This window comes from Methylobacterium sp. Leaf469 (assembly GCF_001424745.1).
Lineage (GTDB): Bacteria > Pseudomonadota > Alphaproteobacteria > Rhizobiales > Beijerinckiaceae > Methylobacterium.
Genome location: NZ_LMRE01000012.1, coordinates 333,526 through 358,937, shown reverse-complemented (window position 1 = coordinate 358,937; position 25,412 = coordinate 333,526). Strand labels below are relative to the sequence as shown.

The window sequence follows — 25,412 nt, the reverse complement described above, 5'->3', positions numbered from 1 at the left end:
GTGACGGACCCCCTCGCCGGTCTCGGCTACGTCCACAACCGCCTCGTGCGCCATTCGGCCGAGAGCGCCGCCGCCGTGCCGCTCCTGACCGCGCCCGGCGCCCGCCTCGTCGCCATGGCGGGCGAGCGGATCGTGCTCGCGAACGGCTCCGCCCTGCTCGATCCGGAGCGCATCGCCGCGCCCGGCCCGACCCTGTTCCTCGGCCGCCTCGACGGGGCGCCGGTCTTCGCCGCCGCCCTGGCGCCGGAGCGCGCGGAGGCGTTCGACGCCGAACCCGATCTCGCCACGAACGATCTGCGCAGCCTCGCCGCCGAGGGATCCGTCGCGCCTCATGAACTCGGGCTCGTCGCCACGGCGAAATCGCTTCTGGCCTGGCACGCGCGGAACCGATTCTGCGCCAATTGCGGTGCCCGGACCGAGCTCGCCGCCGGCGGCTACCGGCGCGATTGCGGGTCTTGCGACACCCACCACTTCCCGCGCACGGACCCGGTGGTGATCATGCTGATCACGCGGGGGGATCGCTGCCTGCTCGGCCGCTCGCCCCGGTTCAAGGAGGCGATGTATTCCTGCCTCGCGGGCTTTCTGGAGCCCGGCGAGACCATCGAGGCGGCCGTGCGGCGCGAGACCTTCGAGGAAGTCGGGATTCGCGTCGGCGCGGTGACGTACCACGCGTCCCAGCCGTGGCCGTTCCCCGCCTCCCTGATGATCGGCTGCGTCGCCGAGGCCCTCGACGAGGCGATCACCCTCGATCCCGTCGAGCTCACCGACGCCCGCTGGCTCACCCGGGACGACATGTCGGCGATGATCGCGGGGACGCACCCGGAAGGCCTCACCGTGCCGCCGCCCATGGCCATCGCGCACCTGCTCATGCGCGCCTTCGTGGATGGGACCGCCTGAAGGCGGGCCCCGACGCCCGCCCGCGAACCCTTGCGGACCTCGTGGGTTGTGCCTGCTTGAGGCCGCCGCCCCCGGCGGCCCACGAGTCTGGAACACGCCCATGGACATCGCCGTCGACACCGTCACCGAGATCATCTTGCGCCTGCGCGCCGTCGAGGTGAAGGAGGGCCCGACGGACCCGGATTCCGGCTCCAACGCCATCGACGACGGCGCCACCGACATCCTCACCTCGGGCACCGACGACGCCACCGAGGAGGAGGTCCGGTCGATGATCGGGGCGCTCAACGACGACGAGCGCGCCGACCTCCTCGCGCTGGTCTATGTCGGGCGCGGCGACATGGAGGCCGAGGAGTGGGGCGACGCCGTGCGCTTCGCCCGCGAGCGCGAATCCGTCGGCGAGGGCGCCGCCCGCGAACTCCTCGGCACCCCCAACGCCGCCGATCTCCTCGCGGAGGGCATGGCCAACCTCGGCATCACCCCGGACCTGCCGCAGGCCTGACCCGCCCCTCACAACCACCGCTCCCAAGCGCCCCGCCGGTCACCCCGTCGGGGCGTTTTTTCGTTCGGACGGAGGCCGGTACGGTCAGGCTTCTTTCGCCTGCGGTGCAACTATCCACACCGTTAACCCTTTATTAACCCGGCGATTGCCGCGCTCGGGCCGCCGTGAGACCTTTCGTTAACAGAAGATTAACGGGAACGGGCCGGCCATGCGGATCGCGATTTCGAAGTGCCTGGAAGCGGTTACGGGCAGAAGCCTCGGCCGTGCCGCGCTTCTGGCCGGTCTTCTCGGTGGTCTTCTCGCCGCCCCCGTGGCCGCCCCGGCCCAGACCTTCGCCTCCCTGCCCGCCACCCCGAGCGTCATCGCCAGCGGCCCCGCCGCCAAGCCCATCGCCGCCTGGGTCGCCTTCTGCGAGAGCTACGCCGCCGAGTGCGCCGTCGACCGCACGGAGCCCGCCACCATCGCGCTCGACGCGGCGACCTGGAACACCATCGTGTCCGTCAACCGCCGGGTGAACAAGGCCATTCGGGCCGTCACCGACATGGACCACCTCCACGTCGCACCGGCCTGCCGCGCCGGGCCATGCGGATGACCGTGGTCATCGACGAGAAGGGCGAGGGCCACGCGGTGCTCACCCTGATCACCGACCGGGGCGACTTCATCCTCGACAACAAGACCAACGCGGTCCAGTCCTGGCGCCAGACCGGCTACACCTTCATCAAGCGTGAGAGCCAGGACACGCAGGCCTGGGTGTCCCTCGGCCGCGCCACCTCGCCGGTCACCACCGCCAACCGTTGAGCCGTCCTGCGCGACGTCACTGCGGGCTGGCGAGCTTCATGGTCACGAGGCCCGAGACGATGAGCAGGGCCGCGACGATGCGGGCCGGGCTCGCCTCCTCGCCCAGCACCGCGATGCCGAGCACGAAGGCCCCGACGGCGCCGATGCCGGTCCAGATCGTGTAGGCGGTGCCGAGGGGCAGGGTCCGCATCGACACGGCGAGGAGGGCGACGCTGCCCACCATGGTGACCGCCATGATGGCCGTCGGCCACGGCCGGGTGAACCCGTGCGACAGCTTCATCGCGTAGGCCCAGGTCACTTCGAGGAGGCCGGCGGCAACGAGGGTGATCCAGGCCATGGGGGGTCCTTTGCGCGGGGTGGCCGATCCGGCGCCGCGGGGCGCCGTCCCGGAACGACACGGTTCGCGCGCGGCGATCGTCAGGGCCCGTTAAACACCTTGCGCGACGCTGTCTCCATCCGGAGACCTTTCCATGACGACCCGCCGATGACGATCTGCCCATGACGACCCGGGCCGGCGCGGTGTGCGCGCTCCTCCTTGCGGTGTCGATCGGCGTTCCCGGCGGGGCCCGGGCCGGCGACGCGGCCGACCGGCATGCCACTTGGCGCGGCTGCCTCCACCGCACCTTCGCCATCGAGACGGCCCGCACCGCCCGCATCCGCGCGGCGGACGCCTCCCTGCGCGCGTGCGAAGCCGACGAGGCGGCCTACCTTACCGCCCTGTCGACCTCACCGCTCCTCGACGGCGACGACGTCGCCCGCGTTCGCCCCGCCCTGATCCAGCGCGCACGGGGCTGGCTGCTCGCCGGCGGCACCCGGCCCCTGTGATCCGGCCGGCCCGGCCGGTTATCCGCCATCGTCGAGCGGGCCGTCTCACGCCACCTCGGTTTCGTCCGTCATGCCCTCGCGGGACCGGATCATCGCCGCGAGGGCGGTGGGGCTCATGGCCTTGCCGTAGAGGTAGCCCTGGCCCTCGTGGCAGCCCATGCCGCGCAGGACCGCTTCCTGGTCGGCGCCCTCGATGCCTTCGGCGATGACCTCCAGGCCGAAGTTCTCGGCCATGCCGAGGACGACGCGGATGATCTCGGCGTCGTGCCGGTCGGTGAGCACGTCGCGCACGAAGCTGCGGTCGATCTTCAGGCGGGTGAGGGGGAAGCGCTTGAGGGAGGAGAGCGAGGCGTAGCCCGTGCCGAAATCGTCGAACGCCACCGCGACCCCGTGGGCGTGCAGCGCCCGGATCGGCTCCAGGATCGCGTCGTCGGCCTGGAGGGCGATGCGCTCGGTGACCTCGAGTTCGAGGGCGGCGGGCGGCAACCGGTAGCGGGTGAGCGACCGCATCACGTCCTCCGCCAGGGTTCCGGCCCGCAGTTGGGCGGTGAACAGGTTGACGGCGACCCGCAGCGGCGGGAGCCCCGCCGCCCGCCACTGCGCCGCCTGCCGGCAGGCCTCCTCGACGATCCAGCGTCCGATGGCGGCCGCCATCGGGTGGGCTTCGAGGGCGGGCAGGAACACGCCCGGCAGCAGCAGCCCGCGGGACGGATGGCGCCAGCGCAGCAGGGCCTCGGCGCCCACCACCCGCCCCATGTCGAAGGCGACCTGGGGCTGGTAGTGCAGCACGAGTTCACCGGCCTCCAGGGCGTGGCTCAGCTCGTCGTGCAGGGTCCGGCGGGCGATCACCGCGCTGCGCATGGCCGGCTCGAACAGGCGGTAGCAGCGCCGCCCGTCGCGCTTGGCCTGGTAGAGGGCGAGGTCCGCATCGGCGATGAGGGCCGCGGCGTCCGTGCCCCGGCCGCCGACGGCGATGCCGAGGCTGAGGCCGACGTGGAAGGTGTGGCCGGAGAGCTGAAACGTCGCCTGGAAGGTGTCGAGGATCCGCGTGGCGGTGGCGGCCGCCGGGATCGGGTCGCCGCACGGCGCCAGCAGGATCGCGAATTCGTCGCCGCCCAGCCGCGCCACGGTCACGTCCGGCGCGACGCAGAGCGGAAGCCGCACGGCCACGGCCTTCAGCAGGGTGTCGCCGGTGGCGTGGCCGAGGCTGTCGTTCACCTCCTTGAACCCGTCGAGGTCGAGCAGCAGCACCGTCGCCGGCCCCTGCTCGAGGGCGGCCCTAAGGCGTTCGTCGAACTGCGCCCGGTTGGCGAGCCCCGTCAGGCTGTCGTGGTGGGCCATGTGGACGAGTTGGTCGTCGCGGGCGCGCCACGCGCTGATGTCGCGCATCATCGCGCCGATCCCGATCCGCCCGTCCGTGGTCCAGGCGGACATGGAGAACTCGATGGGAAAGGTGGTGCCGTCCCGGTGCTGGGCAACGAGTTCGATGGTCCGGCCGACGAGCTTCGAGGTCGCACCGACCACGAACCCGGCGAAGCGCTCGCCGTGCCGTGCCCGGAACGACGGCGGGATGATGATCTCGACGTCCTGCCCCGTCATCGTGCCGGGCGCGTAGCCGAACAGGGTCTCGGCGGCGCGGTTGACGAAGGTGATGGTGCCGCCGACGTCCACCGCCAGGAAGGCGAAGGCCGCCGCCTCGGCGAAGCCCCGTGCGATACCGTCCGCGCACGCCCCGCCCTCGCGTTCGAGGTGGTCGGCGGCGAGGGCGGCGAAATCCGCGAGCCGGCCCATCTCCGCCGCGTCGAAGGCTGCGCGGGCGCCCGGGGCCCCGACGCGAAGTTCGCCGAACCGACGCCCCCCGGCGCCGAGCAGGGGCGTCGCGGCCTGGAAGCCCGTCGCGTCCGGTGCGTCCGATCCGGCGAATCCGAAGCCGCCCCGGATCGATGCCGCCGGGCCCGTCCCGAGGGTGATCCAGGCGAGCGGCGTGCCGAGGCAGCCGGCCGCGAGGGCTGTGATCCGCGTGAGGCCGGCTTCGGCCGGAAGACCGGCGGACGCCTGGGCGGCGGGCATCCGATCGACGTCCCGATCTTGCGCGGACCAGACGTCCGATGGGGTGCTCAGGAACATGCGATCGAGACCGGCACTCGCGTGTAGGACAGTCAGGATGACGCAAAAAACTTATAAAATGATTGTCCGGCCCAAGATGAGCTCCTGCCGGTCCGGGTCGATCCGTTCCGGATGCCGAATTGAACTTAGGACCCCGAACCCCGGCGGGCGCGTGGGGACCGCCCTCGGTGTCCCCGATGGCGCGGCGGCCGGATCAGGCGAAGGACTTGTCAGGCGAGGGATTTGTCAGACGAAGGATTTGTCAGGCGAAGGACTTGCGGGGATCGAAGGCGTCGCGCACGGCCTCGCCGGCGAAGACGAGAAGACTCAGCATCACCGCCACCACGAGGAAGCCCGTGAGCCCGAGCCACGGCGCCTGGATGTTGTCCTTGCCCTGCGCCAGCAGCTCGCCGAGCGACGCCGAGCCCGGGGGCAGGCCGAAGCCGAGGAAGTCCAGGGAGGTCAGGGTGCCGATGGAGCCGTTGAGGATGAACGGCAGGAAGGTCAGGGTCGCCACCATGGCGTTGGGCAGCAGGTGCCGGCTCATGATGCGGATGTTCGACAGCCCGAGGGCGCGGGCGGCGCGCACGTACTCGAAGTTGCGCGCCCGCAGGAACTCGGCCCGCACCACGCCCACCAGGGACACCCACGAGAACAGCAGCAGAATGCCGAGCAGCACGAAGAAGCCGGGCTCGATGAAGGCCGAGATGATGATGATGAGGTAGAGGGTCGGGATGCCGCTCCACACCTCGATGAAGCGCTGCAGGGCGAGATCGACCCAGCCGCCGAAATAGCCCTGCACGGCGCCGGCGATCACGCCGATCACCGACGAGATCAGCGCCAGGATGAGCCCGAACAGCACCGAGATGCGAAAGCCGTAGATGATCCGGGCCAGCACGTCGCGAGTGGTGTTGTCGGTGCCGAGCCAGTGCTTTTCGAGCGCCGCGCACGGCTTGCCGACGGACTGGCACTGCTGCTCCGTCAGCATCCAGGTCGGCGGCGAGGGCGAGGGGGTCGGCAGCCCGTCGATGATGGTGTCGTAGGCATACGGGATCGGCGGCCAGATCGCCCAGCCGTTGTCGGCGATCTCCTTCCGGGTCTCGGCCGAGCGGTAGTTCGGCCGGGCATAGAACCCGCCGAACTTCTCGTCCGGGTATTCGATGATGACGGGAAACAGGATCTCGCCCTTGTAGGACACGACGAGGGGCCGGTCGTTGGCGATGAACTCCGCGAACAGGCTGGTGCCGAACAGGGCCGCGAAGATCACGAACGACCAGAAACCGAGGCGGTTGCGGCGGAAATTGGCGAGCCGCCGCCGCGACAGGGGTGAGAGCCAGCCCGTGCGGGGGAGGGCGGCGGGCACGGCCATCCGGGGAACGGCGACCTGATTCATCGGTGATCCCCGGTGTGCAAAGCGCTCAGCCGTCGATTCGCACCGCCGTCCCCTCGATCTCGTTGGGGCGCAGGCCGCCGGTCTTCTCGAGGTGGCGGCGCAGCAGGGCGACGTTGCGGCGGTTTGCCTTGAAGGCCGCATCGAACAGGTCGCCGGCCAGCGGGACGATGCCGAGCGCCCCGTCGAACACCACGTTCGCCATCATCCGGGCGACAAGCCAGCGCGGCGCCCCGAGCCGGCGCGCCTCGTTGACCACGTAGGAGGCGATGACCATGCCGGCGACATCGCCGATGATCGGCACGAGGCCCACGATGGCGTCGAGGCCGACCCGGCGGTTGATTCCCGGAATCAGGAAGGCCGAATCCATGAGGTGCGCCAGCGCCTCGAGGCGCAGGAGCGTCGCCTCGCGGTCGTCGGCCTGCGGCCGGAAGGGTGTCGCCGCACCGGCCTCTCGGGAAAAGTCCGTGGTCGGGCGGCCGGGAATGCGCGGTGTGCTCATGACCCGGGATGTGGCCCCGGCCGCGCGCCCCCGCAAGCACCGGCCCCATCAGGCGGCCCTCCGGGACACCTGCCCGAGGCGGTCGAGGGCGGCGTCGAGGGTCGCGTCGGACTTGGCGAAGCACAGGCGCACGATGTGGCGCACCGGGTCGGCATCGTAGAACGCGCTCACGGGAATCGCCGCGACGCCGTGGGTGCGCACCAGATCCTCGCAGAACGCCACGTCGTCGGTGAAGCCGAGCGGCGCGATGTCGACGTTGAGGAAGTAGGTGCCGGCCGAGGGCAGCACGGTGAAGCCGCGCTCCGTCAGCCCGGCGCCGAGGCGGTCCCGCGAGCGGGCGAAGCGTTCGCGCATCCGGGTGAAATAGTCGTCGGATTTGCCCAAGCCGTAGGCCACCGCCACCTGCAGGCAGGGCGGGGTGGTGAAGGTGAGGAACTGGTGCGCCCCCGCCACCACCCGCAGGAGCGGCGGTGCGGCCATGACGAAGCCGACCTTCCAGCCCGTGAGCCCGAAGATCTTGCCGGCCGAGCCGATCTTCACCGTGCGGTCGCGCATGCCGGGCTGCGCCATGAGCGGGGCGTGCGCCGCGCCGTCGAACACGATGTGCTCCCACACCTCGTCGCAGACCGCGATCACGTCGTGGCGCGTGCAGAACCCCGCCAGGAGCGCGAGGTTTTCGCGGGAGAACACCGTGGCGCTGGGGTTGAGGGGGTTGTTCAGCACCACGAGCTTCGTCCGGTCGGAGAAGACCGCCGCCAGAGCCTCTTCCTCCAGCCGGAAATGCGGAGGCTTGAGGTTGACGATGCGCGGCACGCCGCCGGCCTGGCGCACCATGGGCAGGTAGGCGTCGTACAGGGGGGCGAACAGCACCACCTCGTCGCCGGGTGCGATGAGAGAGAGCAGGGCGGCGGCCAGGGCCTCGGTGGCGCCGGAGGTCACCATTACCTCCGTCTGCGGGTCGAGGTCGAGGTCCTGATGGTGCCGGTAATGCGTCGCGATGGCGGCGCGCAGCTCCGGGAGGCCCATCATCGGCGGATACTGGTTGTCGCCCGCGATCACCGCCTCGGCCGCCTTGCGGCGCACGTCCTCGGGGCCGGGATCGTCGGGAAAGCCCTGGCCGAGGTTGATCGCCCCACATTCGCGGGCGAGGCCGGACATCACGGTGAAGACGGTCGTGGGCAGGTTCGCGAAGACGGGATTCATACGGTTCGGCAGGCGAGGGTGCGACGACGCCCGGGCGTCGGGAGGCCGGATGCGTAGCACGGCGCCCACGCGGGATGAAATGTGCGGTTCCGCACGTCCGGGGGCGCTGGAGGGGCGCTCACGGCTGACGATTGTTGACATTCATCACCCGTGACGTAGGTTCCGGTCATGGCCGGAGCGACGGCGGCTCTCACGGGACTTCGCCCCCTCGTTTCGGGAAGGCGGCGGTCGCTCCGGTCCACGAAGCTTTCTTTAGAGACGCGGATCCGCCCGGGCTTTTCTGCCCGAGCGGATCGTTCTTCCCGATCAGGTCGAACGTCCTGAACTTGAACTTCCCAAGCTCGGACTTCCCGAGTTTGTACTTCCCGAGAAAGGCCGGCGCCCCCAGCGACGGCCTTTTTTCGTGTCCTGCGGTTTTTCCGTGTCCGGTCCCCGCGCCTGTGGCAGGAACGGGAGGCCATGCGCGTCCGGACCTGTCTTCTCCTCGCCCTCGCCACCGCCCTCCTGGGCGCGGGCCTTCGCCACCTCGTCCCGGTGACGCCGGTGGACGAGGAGTACCGTGCGGTGGTGCGGGCCTACGACCCCGCGAACCGGCCGTGATCCACAGGAGCGACGGACAGCAACACGGGGGAAACGCGGACGCCGTACTGGCGTCGTATTGGGCGGCCAGAAGGGGCACCATGCTGCGCCGCCGTGGAACCGAAGCCTCCGGAGCCGAGGTCGATCGCCTCCCCCGCCCGGGTGCGACGTTGCCCCGTTCTGTCGGACCGGGCGACGCGTGCTTAGATCCACTCCAGTCTGTCCGCGAGGGCGCCTCGCCCGCCGATGCCGTGACGCCATGAACGAGAATTCGCCGATCCGCACCGAGACCGCGCGGGACTACGCGCCCCCGTCCGAGACCCGGGCCGCGCCGACGCGGGGCGGGCGCGGCTGGCTGTGGTTCGTCCTGCTGCTGATCCTCGCGGGCGGCGGGTATTACGGCTACCGGCACTACCTCGCGCCAAAGCCCGAGGGCCCGACGGAGACCGCCGGACCGCGCCGCAAGGGCGGCCGGGGCGCCGGGCGCCATGGCGAGCCGGCCCAGGCGGTCGGCATCGCCACCATCGCGGCCGGCGACGTGCCCATCGTGCTCGGCGGCCTCGGCACGGTGACGCCCCTCGCCAACGTCACCGTGCGCTCGCAGATCAGCGGCTACCTCATGGAGGTCGGCTTCCGCGAGGGCCAGATGGTGAAGAAGGGCGATTTCCTCGCCCAGATCGATTCGCGGATCTACGAAGCCCAGCTCGCCCAGTACCAGGGCCAGCTCATGCGCGATCAGGCCCTGCTGCAGAACTCGAAGCTCGACCTCGCCCGCTTCCAGCGCCTCGCCCAGCAGGATTCGATCTCGAAGCAGAACGTCGACACGCAAGGCGCCCTGGTCAAGCAGAACGAGGGCACGGTGGCGGCCGACCAGGCGCTGGTGGACCAGCAGAAGCTCAACATCACCTACACGCGCATCGTCTCGCCCGTGGCGGGCCGCGTCGGCCTGCGCCAGGTCGATCAGGGCAACTACATCACCGCCGCCTCGACCAGTCTCGTGGTGGTGACCCAGCTCAACCCGATCTCGGTGGTGTTCACCCTGCCCGAGGACGACGTCGCCCAGGTGATGCGCCGGGTGCGCACGGGCGACAGGCTCACGGTCTCGGCCTACGATCGCGGCGACACCACCGTGCTCGCCACCGGCACCCTCGACACCGTGGACAACCAGATCGACACCACCACCGGCACGGTGCGGCTGCGCGCCCTGTTCGACAACACCGACGACGCCCTGTTCCCGAACCAGTTCGTCAACGCCAAGCTGACCGTCGACACCGTGCGGAACGCCCCCATCGTCCCCACCGCCGCGATCTTGCGCGGCACGCCCGGCACCTACGTCTACCTCCTGCAGGGCGACGACAAGGTCGTGGTCCGCCCCATCACCCTGGGCGAGGCCGACGGCGCCCGCACGGTGGTGAAGGCCGGCCTCGGCGTCGGCGACCGGGTCGTGGTCGACGGCACCGACCGGCTTCGCGATGGCGCGAGCGTGCGGATCACCGACGACGGCACCCGTCCGCCCGGTGCCGCCGGTCCGAAGCCCGAGGACGCCAAGCCCGAGGACGCCAAGGCGGAGGCCGCGAAGGCCGATGCCGTCGCCCCCGAGGGCCAGACGCGCGAACGCCGCCGCCAGCGCCCGGCCGCGCAATGAGGTTGCCCGGCCGCTCGCCACCTCTCGGCCGGTGCGGACCTTCGCCGTTAACTCCGGCGTTCGCCGCCAGCACGGGTCCCCTCTCCTGGAAGGAGAGGGACAGAGTGCGATGTGCGAACGCTCCGGATAAGTCACACACCTCACCCCAGCCCTCTCCTTCTAGGAGAGGGAGTTCCGTCGGCGGCTCCCTCGACGGCGTGGGGCTCGCCCCATGAACCCGTCCCGCCTGTTCATACTGCGGCCCGTCGCCACCACGCTGTTCATGCTGGCGATCCTGATGGTCGGGATGGTGTCGTACCTGAACCTGCCGGTCTCGGCCCTGCCGTCGGTGGATTACCCGACGATCCAGATCCAGACGTTCTATCCCGGCGCCAGCCCCGAGGTGATGACCTCGGCGGTCACCGCGCCGCTGGAGCGGCAGTTCGGCCAGCTCGCCAACCTCAACCAGATGACGTCGCAGAGTTCGGCGGGCGCTTCCGTCGTCACCCTGCAGTTCAGCCTGGACCTGCCCCTCGACATCGCCGAGCAGCAGGTCCAGGCCGCCATCAACGCCGCCGGCAACCTGCTGCCGGCGGATCTCCCGGCCCCGCCGATCTACGCCAAGGTGAACCCCGCCGACGCGCCGATCCTGACGCTCGCGCTGACCTCGAAGACCATGCCGCTCACGGAGGTGCGCGATCTGGCCGAGACGCGCCTCGCCCAGAAGATCTCCCAGGTGGCGGGCGTCGGCCTCGTGAGCACCGGCGGCGGCCAGCGCCCGGCGATCCGGGTGCGGTTCAACGCACGCGCCTTGGCGGCATACGGCCTCAACATCGACGACCTGCGCACCACCATCACCAACCTCAACGTCAACACACCGAAGGGCACCATCGACGGGCCGACGCAGTCCTACGCCATCAACGCCAACGACCAGATCCGCGACCCGAAGGCCTACGACAGCGCCATCATCGCCTACAAGAACGGCGCCCCGGTGCGGCTCTCGGACGTGGCCGACGTGGTCTCGGGCCCCGAGAACACCAAGCTCGGCGCCTGGGCCGACGAGACCCCGGCCGTCATCCTCAACATCCAGCGCCAGCCCGGCGCCAACGTCATCAGCACCGTCGACAAGATCCAGAAGCTCCTGCCCCAGCTCCGGGCGACCCTGCCGGCGGCGATCTCCGTCGGCGTGCTCACCGACCGCACGGTGACGATCCGCGCTTCCGTCCACGACGTGCAGGTGGAACTGGCGCTCGCCATCGGCCTCGTGGTGCTGGTGATCTTCCTGTTCCTGCGCAGCGTCTCCGCCACCCTGATCCCGAGCCTGTCGGTGCCGCTGTCGCTGATCGGGTCGCTCGCCATCATGGACCTGTACGGGTTCTCCCTCGACAACCTGTCGCTGATGGCGCTCACCATCGCGACGGGCTTCGTGGTCGACGACGCCATCGTGGTCATCGAGAACATCGCCCGCCACGTCGAGGAGGGGGATTCGCCCCTGGAGGCGGCGCTGAAGGGCAGCCGCGAGATCGGCTTCACCATCATCTCGCTCACCGTCTCACTCATCGCGGTCCTCATCCCACTGCTGTTCATGGGCGACGTCGTCGGGCGCCTGTTCCACGAATTCGCCATCACGCTCGCGGCCACCATCGTGATCTCGGCCGTGGTCTCGCTCACCCTCGTGCCGATGCTGTGCGCGCGCCTCCTGAAGCCCGTGCCGGCCGGGCACGCCGAGCGCCGCGAGGGGTTCGTCGCCCGCGCGGCCCGCCGGTCCATGGACGGCATCATCGCCGGCTACGGCCGGATGCTGCGCGTGGTCCTGCGCCATCAGGGCCTGACCCTGGTGGTGACCCTCGCGACGGTGGCGCTCACCGCCTACCTGTTCGTGGTGATCCCCAAGGGGTTCTTCCCCGTGCAGGACACGGGCGTCGTCCAGGGCATCACCCAGGCCGACCAGACCGTCTCGTACGCCGCCATGGCCGAGCGCCAGCAGAAGCTGGCCGCCCTCATCCTGCAGGACCCGGACGTGGCCAGCCTGTCGTCGTTCATCGGCGTCGACGGTCAGAACGTCACCCTGAATTCGGGCCGGTTCCTCATCAACCTCAAGGCCCACGCCGCGCGGACATCCACGGCGAGCCAGGTCATCGAACGGATCAAGGCCGCGACCACGGGGGTCGCCGGCATCCGGCTCTACCTGCAATCGGTGCAGGACCTCACCATCGACACGGCGGTGAGCGCGACGCAGTATCAGGTGATCCTCGAGAACCCGAACCTCACGGAGTTCGAGACCTGGGTGCCGCGCTTCGTGCGCCAGCTCCAGACGTCGCCCCTGCTCATGGATGTCGCGAGCGACCTCCAGGCCAGCGGTCTCGCCGCCTACATCACCATCGACCGGGCGACGGCGGGGCGCTACGGCATCACCCCGGCCACCGTCGACAACGCCCTCTACGACGCCTTCGGCCAGCGCATCATCTCGACGATCTTCACCCAGTCGAACCAGTACCGGGTGATCCTCGAAGCCGACCCGGCCCTGCACAGGACCATCGAGAGCCTGGACCACATCTTCCTGCCGTCCTCCACGGTGGCCTCGGGGCAGGTCCCGCTCTCGGCGGTCGCCCGGGTGAGCGAGCGGCGGGCGCCGCTGCTCATCTCCCATCTCGGCCAGTTCCCGGCCACCACCGTGTCGTTCAATCTCGCGCCCGGCGCGGCTTTGGGCGACGCCGTGGCGGCGGTGGAGGCGGCGGGCAAGGCCATCGACCTGCCGCCGAGTTTTCGCGTGGTGCCGCAGGGCTCGGTCTTCGCGTTCCAGTCGGCCCTGTCGAACCAGCTGTTCCTGGTGATCGCCGCCATCGTCACCGTCTACATCGTGCTCGGCGTGCTCTACGAGAGCTTCATCCACCCGATCACGATTCTGTCGACGCTGCCCTCCGCCGGCATCGGGGCGCTCCTGGGGTTGATGCTGTTCGGGCTGTCGCTCGACATCATCGCGGTCATCGGCATCGTGCTCCTCATCGGCATCGTGAAGAAGAACGCCATCATGATGATCGACTTCGCGCTCCAGGCCGAGCGCGAGGACGGGATGAGCCCCCGCGACGCCATCTACGAGGCCTGCCTCCTGCGCTTCCGGCCGATCCTGATGACGACCCTGGCTGCCCTGTTCGCGGCGGTACCGCTCATCGTCGGCACGGGGGTGGGCGCCGAACTGCGCCAGCCCCTCGGCATCGTCATCGCGGGCGGCCTCATCGTCTCCCAGGTCCTGACCCTGTTCACCACGCCGGTGATCTACCTCGCGTTCGACCGCCTGGAACGCCGCCTCACCGGCCGCCGCGAAGGCGGCGCCGGCCCCGTCGAGGCGCTGCCGTGAACGTCTCCGCCCCGTTCATCCGCCGGCCCGTCGCCACGATCCTGCTCACCCTCGGCGTGCTGCTCGCCGGGATGTTCGCGTTCCTGAAGCTGCCGGTGGCGCCCCTGCCGCAGGTGGATTTCCCCGTGATCCTCGTCCAGGCGTCGATGCCGGGGGCCAGCCCCGAGACCATGGCGACCACCGTGGCCGCGCCCCTCGAACGGCGCCTCGGCGCCATCGCGGACGTCAACGAGATGACGTCCACGAGTTCCGTCGGCTCGGTCAGGATCATCCTGCTGTTCGGCCTCAACCGGAACATCGACGGGGCCGCCCGCGACGTCCAGGCGGCCATCAACGCGGCCCGGGCCGACCTGCCGACGGCGCTGCGCCAGAACCCGACCTACCGCAAATTCAATCCGGCCGATTCGCCGATCCTGATCCTGGCGCTGACCTCGAACACCCTGTCGCCGGGCCAGCTCTACGATTCCGCCGCCACGGTGGTGCAGCAGAAGATGTCCCAGCTGCCCGGGGTCGGCAACGTCGACATCGGAGGCGCGTCGCTGCCGGCGGTGCGGGTCGAGCTCGATCCCACCGCCCTGTTCAACTACGGCATCGGCCTCGAGGGCATCCGCGCGGCGCTGGCCTCGGCCAACGCCAATTCGCCCAAGGGCGCCATCGAGACCGACACCCGGCGCTACCAGCTCTACGCCAACGACCAGGGCCGGGTGGCGGCCGATTACCGCGACATCGTCGTGGCCTACCGCAACGGCGCCGCCGTGCGCCTGACCGATGTCGGCAAGGTCGTGGATTCCGTGGAGGACAAGCGCAACCTCGGCCTCGTCAACGGCAAGCCGGGCGTGATCCTGTTCATCTACAAGCAGCCCGGCTCCAACGTCGTCGACACCATCAACGGCCTGAAGAAGGCGATTCCCCAGGTCCAGGCGGCGCTGCCCGGCGACATCGACCTCATGGTGACGGGCGACCGCAGCGCCACCATCCGGGCGTCGCTCGCCGAGACCGAGGAGACCCTGCTCATCGCCGTGGTGCTGGTGATCTTCGTGGTCTTCGTCTTCCTGCGCTCGGGTCGCGCGACGTTGATACCGGCGGTCGCCGTGCCGATCTCCATCGTCGGCACCTTCTCGGCCATGTACCTGCTGGATTACAGCCTCAACATCCTCTCGCTCATGGCGCTCATCATCGCCACGGGCTTCGTCGTCGACGACGCCATCGTGGTGCTGGAGAACATCCAGCGCCACATCGAGCAGGGCAAGGCGCGGGTGGAGGCTTCACTCTTGGGCGCCCGCGAGGTCGGCTTCACCGTCATCTCCATGAGCCTGTCCCTGGTGGCGGTGTTCCTGCCGATCCTGCTCATGGGCGGCATCGTCGGGCGCCTGTTCCAGGAATTCGCCGTCACCCTGTCCCTGGCGATCCTCATCTCCCTGGTGCTGTCGCTGACCACCACGCCGATGATGTGCGCGCTGCTCCTCAAGCCCGAGGCGCACGACCCGGCGCGCCGGCCGAATGTCTTCCTGCGCGGCCTGGAGGCCGGGTTCGACGGCATGCTCGCCGCCTACGAGCGCACCTTGCGCATCGCCCTGCGCCACCGCCGCCTCGTGGTGCTCAGCCTCGTCGCCACCGTGGGCCTCAACGTCTACCTCTACGTCATCGTGCCGAAGGGCTTCTTTCCCGAGCAGGACACGGGTCAGATGATGGGCGGCATCCAGGCCGACCAGCGCATCTCGTTCCAGGCGATGAAGCAGAAGCTCGAACATGCGACCGCCATCGTGCAGGCCGACCCGGCGGTGGACAGCGTCGTCGGCTTCACCGGCGGGCGAGCCACCAACTCGGCCAACGTCTTCGTCGGCCTGAAGCCCAAGGCCGAGCGCGACCCCATCGAGAAGGTGATGACCCGCCTGCGGCCCAAGCTCTCGCAGGTGGCGGGGGCGCGGCTCTACCTGTTCCCACGCCAGGACCTGCGCATGGGCGGGCGCCAGAGCTTCGCCACCTACCAGTACACCCTCCAGGGCGACACGGCGGAAGAGCTCTACGCCGCCGCCCCGAAGCTGCTCCAGGCCCTGCAGAAGGACCCGACCTTCGTCGACGTGTCCTCGGACCAGCAGGAGGGCGGCCTCGAGACCCGCCTCGTCATCGACCGGGCCACCGCGTTCCGCTACGGCCTGACGCCGGACAAGATCGACAACACCCTCTACGACGCCTTCGGCCAGCGCCAGGTCTCGACGATCTACAACCCGCTGAACCAGTACCACGTCGTCATGGAGATCGCCCCGCGCTACCTCCAGAGTCCCGACACCCTGAAGACGCTGTTCGTCTCGACGTCCGGCGGCAAGGCGCGCGGCTCGGCCACCACCAACGCGGTGGCCGGCACCGTGGCGACGGGCGGAACGGTGAACACCAATCCGGCCGGCAATGCCGGCCCGAGCGGCACCGCCGCCGTGACGGACCCGGCCGCCGCCCTCGCGGGGGATTCGGCCCGCAACGCCGCCGCCAACGCCATCGCGGGCGGCAAGGGCGGCGCCTCGTCGAGCGCCCCGGTCTCCTCCGCCAAGGAGACGATGATCCCGCTCTCGGCCTTCGCCCATATCGAGACCGGCAACGCCCCCGTGCAGGTGAGCCACCAGGGCCTGTTCGTCGCCACCACGATCTCGTTCAACCTGGCCCCCGGAAAAAGCCTGTCGGACGCGACCCGGATCATCGAGCAGACCATGACGGACCTGCGCCTGCCCGCCACCATCCACGGCGAGTTCGCCGGCGGCGCCAAGAGCTTCCAGGAATCCTCGTCGCGCCAGCCCCTGCTGATCCTCGCCGCCCTGGTCGCCGTCTACACCATCCTGGGAATCCTCTACGAGAGCTTCATCCACCCGCTCACCATCCTGTCGACCCTGCCGTCGGCCGGCATCGGCGCCCTGCTGGCGCTCTTGGTCTCGGGCACCGAATTCACGGTCATCGCCCTCATTGCGGTGTTCCTGCTCATCGGCATCGTGAAGAAGAACGCCATCATGATGATCGACTTCGCCCTCGACGCGGAGCGGACGCGCGGCCTGAAACCCCGGGACGCGATCTTCGAGGCCTGCCTCTTGCGCTTCCGCCCGATCATGATGACAACCCTGGCCGCCATGCTCGGCGCGCTCCCCCTCATCCTCGCGGGCGGGGAGGGCTCGGAGCTGCGCCGCCCCCTCGGCATCGCCATCGTCGGCGGCCTCATCGTGAGCCAGATCCTGACCCTCTACACCACCCCCGTCGTCTACCTCTACCTCGACCGCCTGCGCCGGCGCGGGCCTGCGCTCGACGCGGTTCCTGGCGCGGTTCCTGGCGCCGCCGAATGAGCGTGGGTAGCTTGGTGGATCGTCGCGCGCGCAGTGACGTCACGTTCCGATGCGACAGCGGGCCGATGCATTCCGAAGGTGGCGCGGGTCCCCTTTCCTGTAAGGAGAGGGACAGGGTGAGGTGTGTGGACTCTCCGAATAGGTCCCACACCTCACCCCAACCCTCTCCTTCCAGGAGAGGGAGCCCGTCGCATCTCGTCGCCCTCGTCGCCCTCACGGCGTCGGTCTCCGGCTGCATGGTCGGCCCCGACTATTCCCGTCCCTCCGTCGAGACGCCGCTTGCCTTCAAGGAGGGCGGGGCCCGCGAGGACAGTGCGGCCTATGTCGCGAGCCGCAAGGGGTGGCGCCCGGCCGCCCCCAACGACGGGGCCGAGCGCGGCGACTGGTGGCGGATTTTTCGGGATCCGGCCCTCGACCGGCTGATCCGCCTCGTCGACGTCGACAACCAATCCCTGCGCGCCCAGGTCGCCGCCTACGAGCAGGCGCGCGGTTTCGTCGCCCAGGCCCGCGCCGCCCTGTTTCCCACGGTGATCGGCGCGCCGAACATCACCCGCTCGCGGGTCGGGGGCTCGGAGCGCACCACCGTCTCGCTCCAGGGGCAGGCGAGCTGGGAGCTCGACCTGTTCGGCCGCATCCGGCGCAACCTCGAGAGCGAGGTCGCCACCGCCCAGGCGAGCGCGGCGGATCTGGCCCTGGTGCGCCTCACCATCCAGTCCGAGGTCGCGAACAACTACTTGAGCCTCAGATATCAGGACTCGCTCCAGCGGGTGTTCGACGAGAACATCGCGGGCTTCAAGAAGAGTCTGGCCATCACCGAGAACCAGTACGCGGCGGGTGTGGCCGCGCGGTCCGACGTGATCACCGCCCAGACCCTGTTGCAGACGACGCAGGCCCAGGCCATCGCCATCGGTCTACAGCGGGCGATCTTCGAGCACGCCCTGGCGACCCTCGTCGGGCGCCCGCCCGCCGAACTGTCCCTGCCCGTCGCGCCGCTTGCCGTGCGCCCGCCCGCCGTGCCGGTGGGCATTCCGTCGGCCCTGCTGGAGCGCCGCCCCGATGTCGCCCAGGCCGAGCGGACCGTGCAGGCCCAGAGCGAGCTCATCGGCGTCGCCGTGGCGGCGTTCTACCCCACGCTCACCCTCTCGGCCTCGGGCGGGGTCTCGGGCCTGACGTCGAACGGCGTGTTCTCGGCCGCCAACCAGGTCTGGTCGGTCGCCGCCGCCGGCACGGAGGTGTTCTACGATGGCGGCGCCCGCGCGGCGGCGCTCCGCATCACCCGCGCGGCCTACGACGCGGCGGTGGCGAATTACCGCCAGACCGTGCTCACCGCCTTCGGGGAGGTCGAGAACGGGCTCTCGGGCGTGCGCATCCTCGCCCGCCAGCAGGCGGCGCAGGACGAGGCGGTCGCCTCGGCCAAGCGCGGCGTCGAGATCACCCTGAACGAGTACCGGGCGGGCACGCAGAACTACACCACGGTGGTGACGGCCCAGTCCATCGCCCTGAACAACGAGATCAACGCCCTGCAGATCCGCCTCAACCGCTTCACCACCGCCGTCGCCCTCATCCGGGCACTCGGCGGCGGCTGGGACGTGCGCAGCCTGCCCACCGGCGACGAACTCAAGGGCACCCGCCTGCCCATCGATTCCGGACAGGCCTTGCGAACGGACGAGTGAGGCTGTTTTCCGGATGAACCATACGGAGACAGTCTCAGGCAGCCCGCGCGGCGCCTGAGCGAAGCCCAGATCCGCATCGCGAAGCGATCGACCGGAACTGGTATGACTCAGCGGGCGATCAGGCGCTCGATCTCGTCGCAGGCGGCCGATACGCCGTCCTCCCGGGTCATGCGCATGCGCGTCTCGGCGCAGGCCTGCGCCACGGTCTCGGAGGCCAGAAGACGGTTGAGGGCCTGGGCGGCCCGGCCTGGGGTGAACCGACGCCGGCCGAGCATGGCGCCGACGCCGAGGCGCTGGAGGCGCTGGCCTTCGTCGAAATGGTCGAACGCCACCGGGACCACGAGCTGCGGGATGCCGGCGGCCAGGGCCTGGGCGACGGTGCCGATGCCGCCGTGGTGGATCAGGGCGGCGGCGCGCGGAAGCAGCACGCTCAAGGGCGCGTAGGGGACATGGATGACGCCCTCCGGCAGATCCGTGGGCATCTGACCGGACTCCGGCGCCAGCATCACGCCACGGCGGCCCATGGTCCGACACAGGGCGCAGGCCGTCCGGAAGAAGGCTTGGCCGTGACGCATCGCCGACCCGTAGGTGAACACCAGGGGTGGTGGCCCTGCCGCGAGGAACTCGCTCAGCTCCGGGCTCAGGGAAGGGGTATCGCCGAGACGATCGACCAGGGGAAAGCCGACCTGCGCGGCCTGGGCCGGCCAATCCGCCTGGGGGGCGGTGAACCACTCCGGAAACATCAGGAGGATCCGCGTCGGGCTGTTCCACCAGTGCCGCAGGCGGCGCACGGGCGCGAGATCGAGGCGCTCGCGCAGGGCGTTGAGTTGGGGCAGGGCGGCCGGGCCGATCACGTAGCGGTCGGCGCCCCGGCCGAGCCAGTGCCGTAGGCGGGACGGCAGCAGGTGGGCGAGGGGGATGCCCGGCAGAACCGGCGCGGCGTGCCGGCTCTCCACCAGCAGGGGCATGACATGCACGGTCACGACGGGCAGGCCGAGCTTGTCCTGCGCCACGCGGGCGCCCAGGCCGAGGGTCGAGGCGACCACGAGGGTCTCGCCTGGTGCGCTGGTACGGGCCAGCCAGTCGTAGGTCTGCTCCGTCGTCGGGGCGAGCTGGTCGAACAGGACGAAGGCCCCCCGCCTCGGATGCCACAAGTCCGGCACCGCGACGGTCCGCTCGTAATCGGCGCGCGTGCCGAGAGCGTGGAACGGCAGGTGAGCGCGGGCCGCCAGCTGCGCGAAGGGGGCGGGCGCCGCCAGAACCGCGGCGTGCCCGCGTCGCACCAGTTCGGCCCCGAGGCCGATGAAGGGAAGGACGTCGCCGTGTGAGCCGACGGCCACCAACTTGATTTGCATGTTCGGTCTGTGATGCGGAGTCCGGGTGTCCCGCTCACATAGGTACAGGGTTCGTGTTCGCCATCCTGCGGTTGTGATTCGGGCCTTGGCGGTGACTGGCCGTCCTGCAACGATGTGCGGAATCTTACGGAGTCGAAGCGTTGTCGCAGCAGGGACGATGCGATGGATCTTCAGTAGAACATGCGGCTTTGCCTGCTGTCCGCGTCATGTTGGCAGGATCGTCCATGCAGCGGCATGCGAATCCGTCGTGAAATCATGCAGCCGGCCCGGGCTTCACATTTCGTTGACTCTGCCGACCGCGAGACGGCCTTTTCGCTTTACATAGAACAAAACAGGAACAAAATGGGAGAGCTCAACGAAAGGCGCTTCCCATGCTCAAGCGGATGATCCTCACCGGCGCGGTCGAATTCATGGCCTTCGGTCTCCTTGCGGTTTCGGTCGCCGCTTGGGCTGTCGCATTGGCGCCGTTGCGATAGCGTTGCCGACGCATCACGGATGGCGGCCTTCCACAGCCAAACGATCCGCTCCGCGCATTCTTGATGGATCGTTCACCACGAGTCGGGCTGTTGGGAGCATGACGCGCATCCTCAAAGATCCCGGCTTCGTCCACCTCCACGTCCACTCGTCGTTCTCGCTCCTCGAAGGGGCGCTGAAGGTCGGGGACATCGTCAAGGCGGCGGCGGCCGACCGGCAGCCGGCCCTGGCGCTCACCGACACCAACAACCTGTTCGGGGCCCTGGAATTCTCCGAGAAGGCCTCCGGATCGGGGATTCAGCCCATCGCCGGCCTGCAGGTGACGGTGGCCTTCGAGACGCCCGATCCCATGGCGCGGGTGGTTCAGGGGCAGGCCGGCTGCGCCAACGTGGTGGTCCTGGCCCAGGACGAGGCCGGTTACGCGAACCTCCTGCGGCTGGCGAGCCGCGCCTACTTCGACGGCGCCCTCGGCGATGCCCCCCGGGTGAGCGCCGCCGGGCTGGCCGAATGCGCCGGCGGGCTCATCGCCCTCACGGGCGGGACCACCGGACCCCTCGACGGGGCGTTGCGCCAGGGCCGGGCCGAGCTCGCCGCCGCGCGTCTCGCCCAGCTCAAGGCGGCCTTCGGCGAGAGCAACCTCTACGTCGAGATCCTGCGCCACGGCCTGTCCGACGAACGGGCCATCGAGCGCGAGCTGCTCCGGCTCGCCGATGCCAACGGCCTGTCCATCGTGGCCACCAACGAACCGTTCTTCGCGCGTACCGGCGATTACGACGCCCACGACGCGCTGCTCGCCATCGCGGACGGACGCCTCGTCTCCGACGAGCGCCGGCGCAAGCTCACCCCGCGGCACGCTTTCACCACGCGCGCGCAGATGGCCGAGCTGTTTGTCGATCTGCCGGACGCCCTGAACGCCACGGTCGAGATCGCCATGCGCTGCGCCTACCGCGTGCGCACGCGCAAGCCCATCCTGCCGAACTTCGCCCGTGTCACCGCCGACGCCGTCGCCGGCGAGGCCCCCGGCGCAGCCGGGGCGGAGGTGGTGAGATCCGAGCCGGAGGAGCTGCGCGCCCAGGCCATCGCCGGCCTCGACCTGCGCCTCGCACAGCACGGCACGGCGCCGGGCATGAGCGAGCAGGTCTATCGCGACCGCCTCGCCTTCGAGCTCGACGTCATCGTCGGCATGAAGTTTCCCGGCTACTTCCTCATCGTGTCGGACTTCATCAAGTGGGCCAAGGACCACGACATTCCGGTCGGCCCAGGCCGTGGCTCGGGTGCCGGATCCCTGGTGGCGTGGTCGCTCCTCATCACCGACCTCGACCCGCTTCGCTTCGGCCTGCTGTTCGAGCGCTTCCTCAACCCCGAGCGCGTCTCGATGCCGGATTTCGACATCGACTTCTGCGTCGACGGCCGCGAGCGGGTGATCCAGTACGTGCAGGATCGCTACGGCCACGAGCAGGTCGCGCAGATCATCACCTTCGGTACCCTGCAGGCGCGCGGCGTGTTGCGCGACGTCGGCCGCGTCCTGGAGATGCCCTACGGGCAGGTGGACAAGCTCACGAAGCTGGTGCCGCAGAACCCGGCCAACCCCGTGACCCTGACCCAGGCCATCGAGGGCGAGCCCAAGCTCCAGGCGGCCATGGAGGAGGAGCCCATCGTGGCCCGCCTCATGGAGATCGCCAAGAAGCTGGAGGGCCTGCACCGCCACGCCTCGACCCACGCCGCCGGCGTGGTCATCGGCGACCGGCCCCTCGAACAGCTCGTCCCCCTCTACCGCGATCCGAAGACCGGCATGCGGGTGACCCAGTTCAACATGAAGTGGGTCGAGGCCGCCGGCCTGGTGAAGTTCGACTTCTTGGGTCTGAAGACCCTGACCCTGCTGCGCTACTGCACCGACCTGCTGGCCAAGCGCGGCATCATCGTCGATCTCGCCTCGCTGCCCCTAGACAACGAGGCGACCTACCTGCCGATGAAGCGCGGCGAGACGGTGGGCGTGTTCCAAGTGGAATCCGCCGGCATGCGCAAGGCGCTCGTCGAGATGCAGGCCGACCGGTTCGAGGACATCATCGCCCTCGTGGCCCTCTACCGCCCCGGCCCCATGGCCAACATCCCGGTCTATTGCGAGCGCAAGCTCGGGCGCGACGCCGGCAACGAGGCGAGCTGGTATCCGCACGCAAAGCTGGAGCCGATCCTGCGCGAGACCTTCGGCATCATCGTCTACCAGGAACAGGTGATGGAGGTGGCCAAGGTGCTGGCCGGGTACTCGCTCGGCGAGGCCGACATGCTGCGCCGCGCCATGGGCAAGAAGATCAAGGCCGAGATGGACGCCCAGCGCGACCGCTTCGTGAAGGGCTGCATCGAGCGCGAGCTCACCAAGGCCAAGGCCGACGAGATCTTCGACCTGCTGGCGAAGTTCGCCGATTACGGATTCAACAAATCACACGCCGCCGCCTACGCCCTGCTGACCTATCAGACCGCCTACCTGAAGGCGAACCACCCCGTCGAGTTCCTGGCCGCCGCCATGCAGCTCGACATCGACGTGACCGACAAGCTCGCCGAATTCCGCCAGGACGCCCAGCGCCTCAAGATCGTCGTCGAGCCGCCCTCCATCAACACGTCGGGGGTCAACTTCGAGGTCAAGGACGGCCGCATCGTCTACGCCCTGTCGGCCATCAAGGGCGTGGGCCGCGGCGCCGTCGAATCCATCGTGGAGACCCGGGGGGAGACGCCCTTCCGGGACCTCGCGTGCCTGGCGCGCCGCCTCAACCCGCGCATGATCAACAAGCGCACCCTGGAGAACCTCGTGGCGGCCGGGGCCATGGACACCATCGAGCCGGACCGGGCGCGGGCCTGCGCGGCCATCGAGCCGATGATGAAGCTCGCCCAAGGGGCCGCCGAGGCCGAGAGCACCGGCATCGCCGACATGTTCGGCGGCGTCACCGCGGCCGACGTGACCCTGCGCATCCCGGCCTACGAGGGCTGGCCGATGGCCGACAAGCTCAAGAAGGAATACGACGCCATCGGCTTCTTCCTCTCGGGCCACCCCCTCGACGAGTACGGCGATCTGCTGGGCAAGCTCCGGGTGCAGACCTGGGCCGAGTTCTGCAAGGCGGTGCGGGCCGGCACCACCAGCGTCGGCCGGGTCGCCGCCTCCGTCCTCGACCGGTCCGAGCGCCGGACCAAGACCGGCAACAAGCTCGGCATCGTCATCCTGTCCGACCAGACCGGGCATTTCGAGGCGATCATCTTCTCCGAAGGCCTCGGCCAGTATCGCGAGATCCTGGAGCCCGGGCGTCCCCTGGTGCTCCAGATCCAGGCCAACCTGGAGGGCGAGGACGTGCGCGCCCGCATCGTCACCGCCGAACCCCTCGATGTGGCGGTGGCTCGCCACCAGAAGGGCATGCGCATCTATCTCCGCGACGAGCGCTCCATCGCGCCCGTCCAGCAGCGCCTGCAGGTGCGGGGCGAGGGCGAGGTCTCGCTGATTCTCCTCCTCGACAACGGCGACCGCGAGGTCGAGGTGAAGCTGCAGGGCAAGTATCAGGCGACGCCTCAGATCGCGGGCGCGCTCCGGGCCGTGCCGGGGGTGGTTCAGGTGGAGGTGAACTGAGGCGACGGGCTTGCCGCCGGCCTGCTCGGCGCTTGGGGCGCCCCGTCGGCCCGCGCCATGGCATCCAACCGTTCGGCCACCAACGCCTGCAGGGTCCACAGGTGCTCGTCCAGGATCCCCTCCCGCGCGCAGGCCTCGGCGGTGCGGAACAGGTACTCGGCACTCGGCCCGAGATGCCCGGCCCCCGTGGCGATGCGGTCGGCGATCTCGGCGTCCGTGAGGCGGCCGGTGTAGCGGTCGCTGGCGCGGTTGACCACGAAGGTCAGGGCGGTGACCGGGCCGGCGTCGGTCTCCACCCCCACCCAGCGGGAGGCGTAGCCGTTGCCGCGCATCTCCCGGCGCCAGACCGGCAGCAGGGTGACGTGCGGATCGTCCCCCGCGAGCCGGAACGCGACGCCGCGGCACAGGCCGCCGCGATCGAGGGCCAGGACGAGGCCCGGCCGCTCCGTGCTCCCGCGGAACCGCCGCTGCAGCAGGCAGAACCGACGGTGATAGCCCCGCACCGTTCCGGTGCGCCGCTCGGTGAAGGTGAATTCCGGCTGCCAGATCAGGGAGCCGTAACCGAACACCCACAGGCCCTTCGCGCCGGACGGTCGCCGGGTGAGCGCCTGGGCGAGGCCGGGTTCGAGTTCGTCGTCGGTGAGGAGGGTGAGGGCGCCCGGGTCGTCGCGGACGGGATCGGGATGGGCGCGGGCGATGAGGTCGAGGCTGAGGCTCAACGGGCGTTTTGGCATGCCCCAGGGTCTCATCCCCTCACCGCGGGAGCAAGCCCGGGCCTATCCCGATGGATCAGGCGGGATTGCCGAGGGTCTCGAGTTCCGGAAACGGCTCCGTGCGGTGCCCGTTGCAGATCTCCTCATCGTCGGACACCACGCCGAGCACGCCGCCCGTGTCCCGGATCACGGCCTTCGCCCGCTCGCCCTTGCCGAACGTCCGGCCCTTCATCCGCGTGGAGACGCAGTAGAGGGTGCGCCCGCCATCCTCGAACGGACCTGAGATGCGGCTGTGCTCGAACCGTATGGGGATCACCGAGACGGAGCCGAAATCCACCTGAGCCAGGGCGAGGGCGGCGATGCGGGTGCGGAGCGTCGCGCCAGCCGCCGCTGCGGGAGGACGGGCGATGCAGGCCGAGAGGCCGCAGGCGCAGCCGAGGACCAAGAACCGCGCGAGAATTCCCATCACCATCCTGTCCGTCC

General features: G+C 69.9%; 16 protein-coding genes and 2 pseudogenes. 10 read left to right on the top strand and 8 right to left on the bottom strand.

Going from position 1 to position 25,412, the window contains the following annotated elements; all coding sequences use genetic code 11:
• The 3 genes and pseudogenes from nudC to ASG60_RS09465 all read left to right on the top strand — a co-directional run bounded on the left by nudC (position 1) and on the right by ASG60_RS09465 (position 2,194).
• Entirely contained in the window at positions 1-897 is an 897-nt protein-coding gene (nudC, locus tag ASG60_RS09475; protein ID WP_056385186.1) for an NAD(+) diphosphatase, read from the top strand.
• Positions 898-997: 100 nt separating this feature from the next.
• On the top strand, positions 998-1,396 hold the full coding sequence (locus ASG60_RS09470) for a DUF3775 domain-containing protein (RefSeq protein ID WP_056170398.1): 399 nt from the start codon (positions 998-1,000) through the stop codon (positions 1,394-1,396).
• Positions 1,397-1,604: 208 nt separating this feature from the next.
• Positions 1,605-2,194 (top strand): annotated as a pseudogene (locus tag ASG60_RS09465) (transglutaminase-like cysteine peptidase).
• A 16-nt stretch (positions 2,195-2,210) separates the two neighbouring features.
• Here ASG60_RS09465 and ASG60_RS09460 read toward each other — a convergent pair.
• Positions 2,211-2,531 carry a multidrug efflux SMR transporter gene (locus ASG60_RS09460; RefSeq protein ID WP_056170392.1) on the bottom strand — a complete coding sequence of 107 codons (321 nt, stop codon included), beginning with the start codon at positions 2,529-2,531 and terminating at the stop codon, positions 2,211-2,213.
• A 161-nt stretch (positions 2,532-2,692) separates the two neighbouring features.
• On the opposite strand from ASG60_RS09460, the gene ASG60_RS09455 reads away from it, so the two are divergent.
• On the top strand, positions 2,693-3,019 hold the full coding sequence (locus ASG60_RS09455) for a hypothetical protein (protein ID WP_056260781.1): 327 nt from the start codon (positions 2,693-2,695) through the stop codon (positions 3,017-3,019).
• A gap of 45 nt (positions 3,020-3,064) precedes the next feature.
• On the opposite strand, the gene ASG60_RS09450 is transcribed toward ASG60_RS09455, so the two are convergent.
• The 4 genes from ASG60_RS09450 to ASG60_RS09435 all read right to left on the bottom strand — a co-directional run bounded on the left by ASG60_RS09450 (position 3,065) and on the right by ASG60_RS09435 (position 8,220).
• Entirely contained in the window at positions 3,065-5,146 is a 2,082-nt protein-coding gene (locus tag ASG60_RS09450) for an EAL domain-containing protein (protein WP_082531681.1), read from the bottom strand.
• A 241-nt stretch (positions 5,147-5,387) separates the two neighbouring features.
• A complete protein-coding gene (locus ASG60_RS09445; protein WP_056385184.1) occupies positions 5,388-6,518 on the bottom strand; it encodes an ABC transporter permease in 1,131 nt (376 codons plus the stop codon).
• 25 nt (positions 6,519-6,543) lie between these two features.
• Entirely contained in the window at positions 6,544-7,017 is a 474-nt protein-coding gene (locus tag ASG60_RS09440) for a DUF4112 domain-containing protein (protein WP_056170740.1), read from the bottom strand.
• A gap of 48 nt (positions 7,018-7,065) precedes the next feature.
• Positions 7,066-8,220 (bottom strand): aminotransferase, encoded by a 1,155-nt coding sequence (locus tag ASG60_RS09435; protein ID WP_056170384.1) that lies wholly within the window; start codon positions 8,218-8,220, stop codon positions 7,066-7,068.
• Between the two features lie 459 nt (positions 8,221-8,679).
• Here ASG60_RS09435 and ASG60_RS23130 point away from each other — a divergent pair, with 459 nt between their 5' ends.
• The 5 genes and pseudogenes from ASG60_RS23130 to ASG60_RS09415 all read left to right on the top strand — a co-directional run.
• Positions 8,680-8,820, top strand: a complete 141-nt coding sequence (locus ASG60_RS23130) for a hypothetical protein (RefSeq protein WP_200918734.1) — start codon at positions 8,680-8,682, stop codon at positions 8,818-8,820.
• 238 nt (positions 8,821-9,058) lie between these two features.
• Complete coding sequence (locus tag ASG60_RS09430; RefSeq protein WP_056385182.1) at positions 9,059-10,444, top strand: MdtA/MuxA family multidrug efflux RND transporter periplasmic adaptor subunit; 1,386 nt, start codon at positions 9,059-9,061, stop codon at positions 10,442-10,444.
• A gap of 211 nt (positions 10,445-10,655) precedes the next feature.
• Complete coding sequence (locus ASG60_RS09425) at positions 10,656-13,781, top strand: MdtB/MuxB family multidrug efflux RND transporter permease subunit (protein WP_056260774.1); 3,126 nt, start codon at positions 10,656-10,658, stop codon at positions 13,779-13,781.
• Entirely contained in the window at positions 13,778-17,104 is a 3,327-nt protein-coding gene (locus ASG60_RS09420; RefSeq protein ID WP_056385180.1) for an efflux RND transporter permease subunit, read from the top strand. Before ASG60_RS09425 ends, ASG60_RS09420 begins: the two co-directional genes overlap by 4 nt.
• A 224-nt stretch (positions 17,105-17,328) precedes the next feature.
• Positions 17,329-18,777: pseudogene (locus ASG60_RS09415) on the top strand (efflux transporter outer membrane subunit); the annotation flags it as partial.
• Between the two features lie 107 nt (positions 18,778-18,884).
• Here ASG60_RS09415 and ASG60_RS09410 read toward each other — a convergent pair.
• On the bottom strand, positions 18,885-20,132 hold the full coding sequence (locus ASG60_RS09410; protein ID WP_056385175.1) for a nucleotide disphospho-sugar-binding domain-containing protein: 1,248 nt from the start codon (positions 20,130-20,132) through the stop codon (positions 18,885-18,887).
• 574 nt (positions 20,133-20,706) lie between these two features.
• Here ASG60_RS09410 and dnaE point away from each other — a divergent pair.
• Positions 20,707-24,216, top strand: a complete 3,510-nt coding sequence (gene dnaE / locus ASG60_RS09405) for a DNA polymerase III subunit alpha (protein WP_056385172.1) — start codon at positions 20,707-20,709, stop codon at positions 24,214-24,216.
• On the opposite strand, the gene ASG60_RS09400 is transcribed toward dnaE, so the two are convergent.
• Together ASG60_RS09400 and ASG60_RS09395 are read right to left on the bottom strand one after the other, a co-directional pair.
• Positions 24,198-24,950 carry a gamma-glutamylcyclotransferase gene (locus ASG60_RS09400; RefSeq protein ID WP_082531679.1) on the bottom strand — a complete coding sequence of 251 codons (753 nt, stop codon included), beginning with the start codon at positions 24,948-24,950 and terminating at the stop codon, positions 24,198-24,200. The genes dnaE and ASG60_RS09400 overlap by 19 nt on opposite strands.
• Positions 24,951-25,005: 55 nt before the next feature.
• Positions 25,006-25,395: a hypothetical protein gene (locus tag ASG60_RS09395; RefSeq protein ID WP_244476620.1), complete on the bottom strand. Its 390-nt coding sequence runs from the start codon at positions 25,393-25,395 to the stop codon at positions 25,006-25,008.
• Positions 25,396-25,412 lie beyond the last annotated feature (17 nt).